The organism is Paenibacillus sp. cl130, assembly GCF_900116035.1.
Taxonomy (GTDB): Bacteria; Bacillota; Bacilli; order Paenibacillales; family Paenibacillaceae; genus Paenibacillus; species Paenibacillus polymyxa_B.
Genome location: NZ_FOYG01000004.1, coordinates 504,909 through 511,651, shown reverse-complemented (window position 1 = coordinate 511,651; position 6,743 = coordinate 504,909). Strand labels below are relative to the sequence as shown.

Annotated in this window: 4 protein-coding genes; 1 reads left to right on the top strand and 3 read right to left on the bottom strand. The window is 44.7% G+C overall.

Features of this window, described 5'->3' with window-relative positions:
* Both BM358_RS14690 and BM358_RS14685 read right to left on the bottom strand, forming a co-directional pair.
* Positions 1–1,113, bottom strand: a 1,113-nt coding sequence (locus BM358_RS14690; RefSeq protein WP_143109559.1) for an Ig-like domain-containing domain, incomplete at its 3' end; no start/stop codon positions are given.
* 18 nt (positions 1,114–1,131) lie between these two features.
* The gene (locus tag BM358_RS14685; RefSeq protein ID WP_231517134.1) at positions 1,132–2,868 is read right to left on the bottom strand and encodes a motility associated factor glycosyltransferase family protein; all 1,737 of its coding nucleotides are present in this window, start codon (positions 2,866–2,868) and stop codon (positions 1,132–1,134) included.
* Positions 2,869–3,471: 603 nt separating this feature from the next.
* On the opposite strand from BM358_RS14685, the gene BM358_RS14680 reads away from it, so the two are divergent.
* Complete coding sequence (locus BM358_RS14680) at positions 3,472–4,680, top strand: MFS transporter (RefSeq protein ID WP_028540718.1); 1,209 nt, start codon at positions 3,472–3,474, stop codon at positions 4,678–4,680.
* A 199-nt stretch (positions 4,681–4,879) separates the two neighbouring features.
* Here the strand turns inward: BM358_RS14680 and BM358_RS14675 are convergent, their stop codons facing one another.
* On the bottom strand, positions 4,880–6,559 hold the full coding sequence (locus tag BM358_RS14675) for a glutamine--tRNA ligase/YqeY domain fusion protein (protein ID WP_028540719.1): 1,680 nt from the start codon (positions 6,557–6,559) through the stop codon (positions 4,880–4,882).
* Positions 6,560–6,743: the final 184 nt, after the last annotated feature.

Genomic DNA, 6,743 nt, shown 5'->3' with positions numbered 1-6,743 from the left:
ATGTACCGTGCCACCTACGACTGTACCTCCGCTCACGTTAATCCGGCCCGCTTCACTTCCATCCTTCTGGTGCACCACCAGATGGCCTGTACCTAACTGCACCTCTTCACTGAAGCTCATGTGCAGGTTCGGGGTGAGCGTTTGACCACTCCCTTCTGGATACAGATTCGTATAACGAGGCCGCTCATCTCGTGTGCGGAATGTCCAGTCCTCCGAAGTATGCATCCCTACATATGGATTCATCGCCAAATCCGTTAGTGCTCCCGAAGTAATTTCCAGATAGTACGACTTTCCCTGTTCCAGCCCACCCGAGAAGGAGAAGTAGGCTGTATTTTCCCAGACTGATTGGGATTTCCCCGTTCCCCACTGACCCGATATCGGTAACTCACGAACCACTGCCCCACCCGAGGCTTCGTGCAACCTTACGTAGCCGTGGTCCCATCTCACTGGCTCATTAAACTCCAGCATAAAGTTCGCATCGTAGGGACTTACGCCACTCATGTCTGGGCCCTCTGGTCCCTTCCTCACCAGCTTCGGCGCTATGGTGTCTGCCGTCTGGAAGGTCCACATGTCCTTGTCCCAAATCGCATTGTTGCCTTGACCCGCGCGATCTACAAACATACCCGAGCTGACCTCCACATAATACTGGGTACTATCCGCCAGTGGATGATCCAGTTCCATCCGCACATGCTGACCGCTGATATGTACCGTGCCACCTACGACTGTACCTCCGCTCACGTTAATCCGACCCGCTTCACTTCCATCCTCCTGGTGCACCACTAGATGACCTGTGCCCAGTTGCACCTCTTCACTGAACGACATAGCCAGATTTGCGGACAAAGAAACGCCGCTTTCCTGAGGTGAAAGCCATGTATAGTATGGAGGCTCGTCCATTTGCGCCTGCATATAGACTGATAAGGCCACGGGGGATGAGGAAGCGTCTTGTATGAACCCGTCCGACACCGACACATTCTCCGTCGTATTGTCGCTTACGCTCTCCGATGCAAACGTCGCTGAAATATATGGGTTGGCTAGGTTGAGCACCTGTGTTGTCAGTACACTTACCTTAATCATTCGATTTACATGATTCTTATTTCTTTTCTTCTTACTCATATACGTGCTCCTTTTTATCTAGGTGTGAATGGAATGGTGAAATTCATGGATCTCATTCTTGATTTCCATATAATCCTGCTGGCATTTCCATATGAAATCCCCGAAGTACAGCAGAATTTGCTCCCCTCTGATTAGAGGATTCCTACTGCTCTGAATGGCGCCCATTTTACTGTACAAAAACTCATACAGCATACGATGGCGAGGAAGAACATATACTTTGAAAAAACAATTACCTAATAATGAGGCAAATAAGTCATCAAACTGTCCAAAGGACACGTTCAGCATATTGGCCTGCTTCAGACTGAGCTTATGTTTGATGCCGAGCAAAGCATGATGAATCTGTTCCATAATGGTTTGAAAAACCTCTTCATCCCGCTGAAGCTCTTCAATGCGTGACCTCAGAAACATGAGATCGTATTCCGAATTACTGCTGGTTTGCAGCCACGCATCGTCAATAGCACCTTTTAACCGCGTCTGGATTACCTCTTCCAAGTTCTGAAAAGATGTTCCTTTGATAACAGCGCCTTCACGCGTTGTGTTTATAAATTCAGTTCCCTTCACTGTACTAATGTAAAACTCCATCTCTGTTTTCATTTTGATAAAAGAATGTCGTGTAACTACCTGTTCGCCATGAACGCCCTGTACACGCGGCAAATCGGCACTAGCTGGAACACCTTGGGCATGAGTAATCCCCTCAGCATAATATTGTTCATCCCGATAAGCTAAATTTTGCCCTATCAACACAACAGGGTCTGCTTTCATATGGATCAGACATTGGAGTGCAATGACCGCTACTGAAGGAGCATCGTTAATAATCGTTGGTTTATTTCCCTCCGGTGTACGCAATACGTGTTTGGAGAGTTCATCCTGAGAAATGATGATATGCATAAGACGACCTGGATAATGATCGAGTGTGTGTTTACCGACCGTACTGCCGAAAATAAGTGGAATTGAATCAATTCGTTTGTCGATCACCTTTTGAATTACATTTACGTTGTGTTCGTTCGGGTCATAACTGAACGTGCCGTGCGGATAAATGCCATGCTCCACCAGCGTGTTCACTGCCGATCCTACTGTAAACAGATAAGCAAGATTATTCTCACGAATATGTCGCAGGTGCTCAATTTCGTCGTTAAGCGAAGGGCCAGCGGATATTACTAAGGCTGGCTTACTCCTAATATGCTCTGAGCCCGCCTGCAGAAAATCCGAACTATGTAAAATATAAGGGAAATTATGAATACTGTTTAACGCCCATTTTTTTTCGTACACGTTATTGATAGCCATTTTGTCCTTCTTGTTAGAGACCATTTTGTACAATATTTCATTAAACTTCTTCAGTTCCGCAGCAAATAAGGAGCGATACGGGAGCCATGGAACAACTAGCACTCCAGATACACGGTCGATCAACCTATGCAGTGTACCGATTGTCTCTCCTGTCATTCCTCCTACCATAACCTCTTCGATCATCTCATCAGCCAGCCAATCGTTTTCATTCAGATGCTGCAAAAAAATATTCATCAAACCAGTGTCGGGCTCGACAATGGAGAAGCTGGTATTCGGGTACTTGCGTAGAAATTCACGAATATGATACCCAAGTCCTACACCAAAAAAGATCACGTGCGCTTGAGGTTTAACCTTGTTAAAACCCAAAACAAATAATTCTGCTTCCCGCCCAGGCTGCTCAGGATCATGCAAATAATATGATTGTCCCTCACGAGTCAGTATTACATTGGGCTCGTTGGTTTCAGAAGTCACCAACTCACCTCCTTCTCCTGCCTGAAGCAAAAGAAGCCGAGGAAATCGGCGGTACAAGGAATTGTCTCTATGATGCTGTAATGCCATTTTCCATCCCTTTCCACCCGATATTTCATAAAACCAACTATACAGGCCAGTCGATTAAACCTATATCATTTCTTATGAAGCATAGTATTCTGATTTTATGTAATATCTGCGACAATGTATTTTTATTCAGAAAAAAATAATCCTAAATTCTCCTGATTATGGATTAAGTATCGGCTATTCTATGTATAAACTTTAGGTCTTAAGAACCTATTTATAAATAAAGATTTTGTAACTAACCAAACATTTACTTGAACTAACCATATATAGTCTTAAACCCTGTAGTTCGTCTACATGTCGCCCCTTGGAGCAACAAAAACAATAACTAGTAAAATAGCGAAATAATCATTAAGTTTGCTTAAACCAATATCAAATTAGTATCTTCAAATATTTATTACATAATTGTTAATTTATTGGTTTGTTAACCCTTTCAACACATGATACATTGGAATAAGAACCTTCCCACAGATCGGCATCGATGCGTAGTTCTCTATCGGGCTAAGAAAGGAATGGCTTGTCTTGCAAAAGAGAGAAATTCAAGAGACTCCTCTATATTCCTTAAAACTGTATAATTTTTTTCTATATGGAGCTATGGTCATTTTCTCCAGCTTCTTCCCGCTGTACCTGCAAGATATCGGCATGGACAAGCTGGAGATCGGGAGTCTGATGGCCATCGGACCTTTTGTATCCGTATTCGCGAACCCTTTTTGGGGCTATACAAGCGACCGGAGCCGTAACCTCCGACGTATTCTGCTATTTATGATTATAGGTACCTTGTTATTGCTGCAAGCTTTATTTCATGTCCATACGTATATCATGATTTATGTGTCGATGATTGGTTTTTATTTTTTCCAAAGCCCTTTATTTGCGCAAAGCAACAGCCTAATTCTCAGCTATATTGAGGGCACAGACCGGAAATTTGGTTCATTCCGTATATGGGGTTCCTTCGGTTGGGCTGTGACAGCAGCAGTTGCCGGCATAGTTATTGACCAAACGGGGATATCCAGCATATCCACCATCTTTACGGTACTTCTTCTGGCTGCATTGATCTGCACCTTGTCGATTCCACCACTGAAAAGCACTGTGGAGACAGCAACTATTCATTTGCGTGGCTTTGGCAGCGTTTTAATGAACGGATACTTTATATCCTTTATTTTATTGGGCATCCTTGTATCCATCCCGAATTCGATCAACAGCGCCTTTATGTCCCTGTACATCACCGAGCTGGGCGGGTCCAAACAGATGCTTGGTTTTGCCGTTTTTATGTCATCGGTATTCGAAATTATTGTCTTTTTGCTGTTTGATCGCTTCTTGAAGAAAAAAATGACTGTGATGGTCGGCTGTTTGGCACTCGTCAGTTTGCTGTTTGCCTTACGTTGGGAACTGATGGCTCTGGCCACAGACCCGATTCAGATTGTGTTCATTCAGGCTCTTCATTGCGTCACCTTCGGTGGATACTTCTATGTAGGCACCCAGTTGACCGTCCTATTTACCCCTGCAGCATACCGATCATCCGGACAGGCCGTATATACCTTGACCTGGAGTGGTATATCCGGTATCGTAGCAGGTTTTGCGGGAGGTTGGCTATTCCAGAACTTTGGCGGAGAAATGATGTACCATGCAGGGGTCTTTTTCGCCCTACTTGGCTCTGTGGGATTCGCTATCATGTGGTATATGCTGTACAAGAACGGTTATCAGCCAGGACTGCCAGCGGGCACTAACGAATAGAAGAAGCCCCTTAACAACACTAGAGGAATGAGCTATCCCCTCTTCCCTTCTGGCTTGTTAGCAAAGACAATAGAGTATCGTCAAGTCAATGATCATGGATAAAGAGTGTGCATGCGTAAAATAAAGGAGTCTGCCGACGGCAGACTCCTTTTCAACTTGGTCGCACGAAGCTACCATCTCTCCCACACTTTCCAACAATCTATTGCTTAGGCAATTGGAAAGAGCTTTTCAACGAAACAACACGGTTAAATACAGGCTCACCCGGCTTGGAAAGCTTCGGATCGACACTGAAATAACCATGACGGAAAAATTGGAACTTGTCCTGCGATTGAGCTTCTTTCATGTTCGGCTCGACATAGCCATGAGCAATTTCCAAAGAGTTCGGATTCAATTGGTCAAGGAATGTTTTTTCCGATGCATCCTCTTCAATCTCTTCCGTGTCCTCTGCGTTAATCAAAGGCTCATACAAACGGAATTCGGCAGGTACAGCCTGAGTAGCCTCTACCCAGTGGATTGTGCCTTTCACTTTACGTCCAGTAAAGCCTGATCCGCTCTTGGTTTCTACATCATAGGTACAGTGGATTTCCGTTACATTTCCGTCTGCGTCCTTAATCACATCGTTGCATTTAATGAAGTAAGCATGCTTGAGACGTACTTCATTACCAGGGAACAAACGGAAGTATTTGCTCGGCGGATTTTCCATGAAGTCCTCACGCTCAATATAAATTTCACGGGAAAACGGAATTTGACGTGTACCGAGTTCCGGATTTTCAGTATTATTTTCCGCCTCCAGCATTTCAACTTGTCCTTCAGGATAGTTTGTGATAACCACCTTCAACGGATCTATGACTGCCATGGTGCGGGGTGCCTTAAGCTTCAAATCCTCACGTACAAAATGCTCCAGCACCTGCAAATCAATGACTCCGTAGGCTTTGGAAATGCCTGTCTCATATACGAAGCTGCGGATGGCCTCAGGCGTATAGCCGCGACGACGTAAACCGGATATCGTCGGCATACGCGGATCATCCCAACCATCTACATGCTTTTCATCCACCAGAAGCTTGAGCTTACGTTTGCTGGTTACGGTTTGAGCCAGGTTCAGCCGTCCAAATTCGTATTGATGCGGTACCTTTTCCATCTCGCATTCAGCTACAACCCAATCGTACAGCGGGCGCTGATCTTCGAACTCCAGCGAACAGAGCGAGTGCGTTACTCCCTCAATCGCATCTTCCAGCGGATGAGCATAGGAGTACATTGGATAGATGCACCATGTGTCGCCTGTATTGTGATGTGCTGTGTGTGAAATGCGGTAAATAACCGGATCACGTAAATTAATGTTTCCTGAAGCCATATCAATTTTGGCACGCAGCACCTTTTCACCATTTTGGTATTTGCCTGCACGCATCTCTTCAAACAGCTTCAGATTGTCTTCAACACTTCGATCCCGATAAGGGCTATTTTGCCCCGGTTCGGTCAGTGTGCCACGAGTTTCGCGGATTTGGTCCGCGCTTTGGTCATCCACGTAGGCTTTACCCTTTTGGATCAGCAGGATGGCACGCTTGTACATTTCTTCGAAATAATTGGAGGCAAAATGTTTTTCCTCCCATTCATAACCGAGCCACTTCACGTCCTCCTGGATGGAGTTCACGTATTCCGTGTCTTCCTTCGCCGGATTGGTGTCGTCAAAACGCAGATTGGTGCGTCCTCCGAATTCATCTCCCAGCGAGAAATTGATCCAGATAGCTTTGGCATGTCCAATATGCAAATATCCGTTAGGTTCAGGCGGAAATCGTGTAACAACCTCCTTTACCTTACCCGTACGTAAATCCTCTTCAATAACATTTTTAATAAAATTGGGGGGAGTGATCGGCTTCTCCACGCTAATCAACCTTTCTTCCGTATAATCTGTGTAAAACCTGTTCCCTTAAATATACCCTTTCACACCGCATAACTCAATAAAATGAAAATCCTTATGCTCGCTTCAGCAAAAAAAGTGACAAGTTATGAAAAAGAGTTAACATTTTCGGCAAATAAATTCGTTATAGTGTATATATCTTTTATTT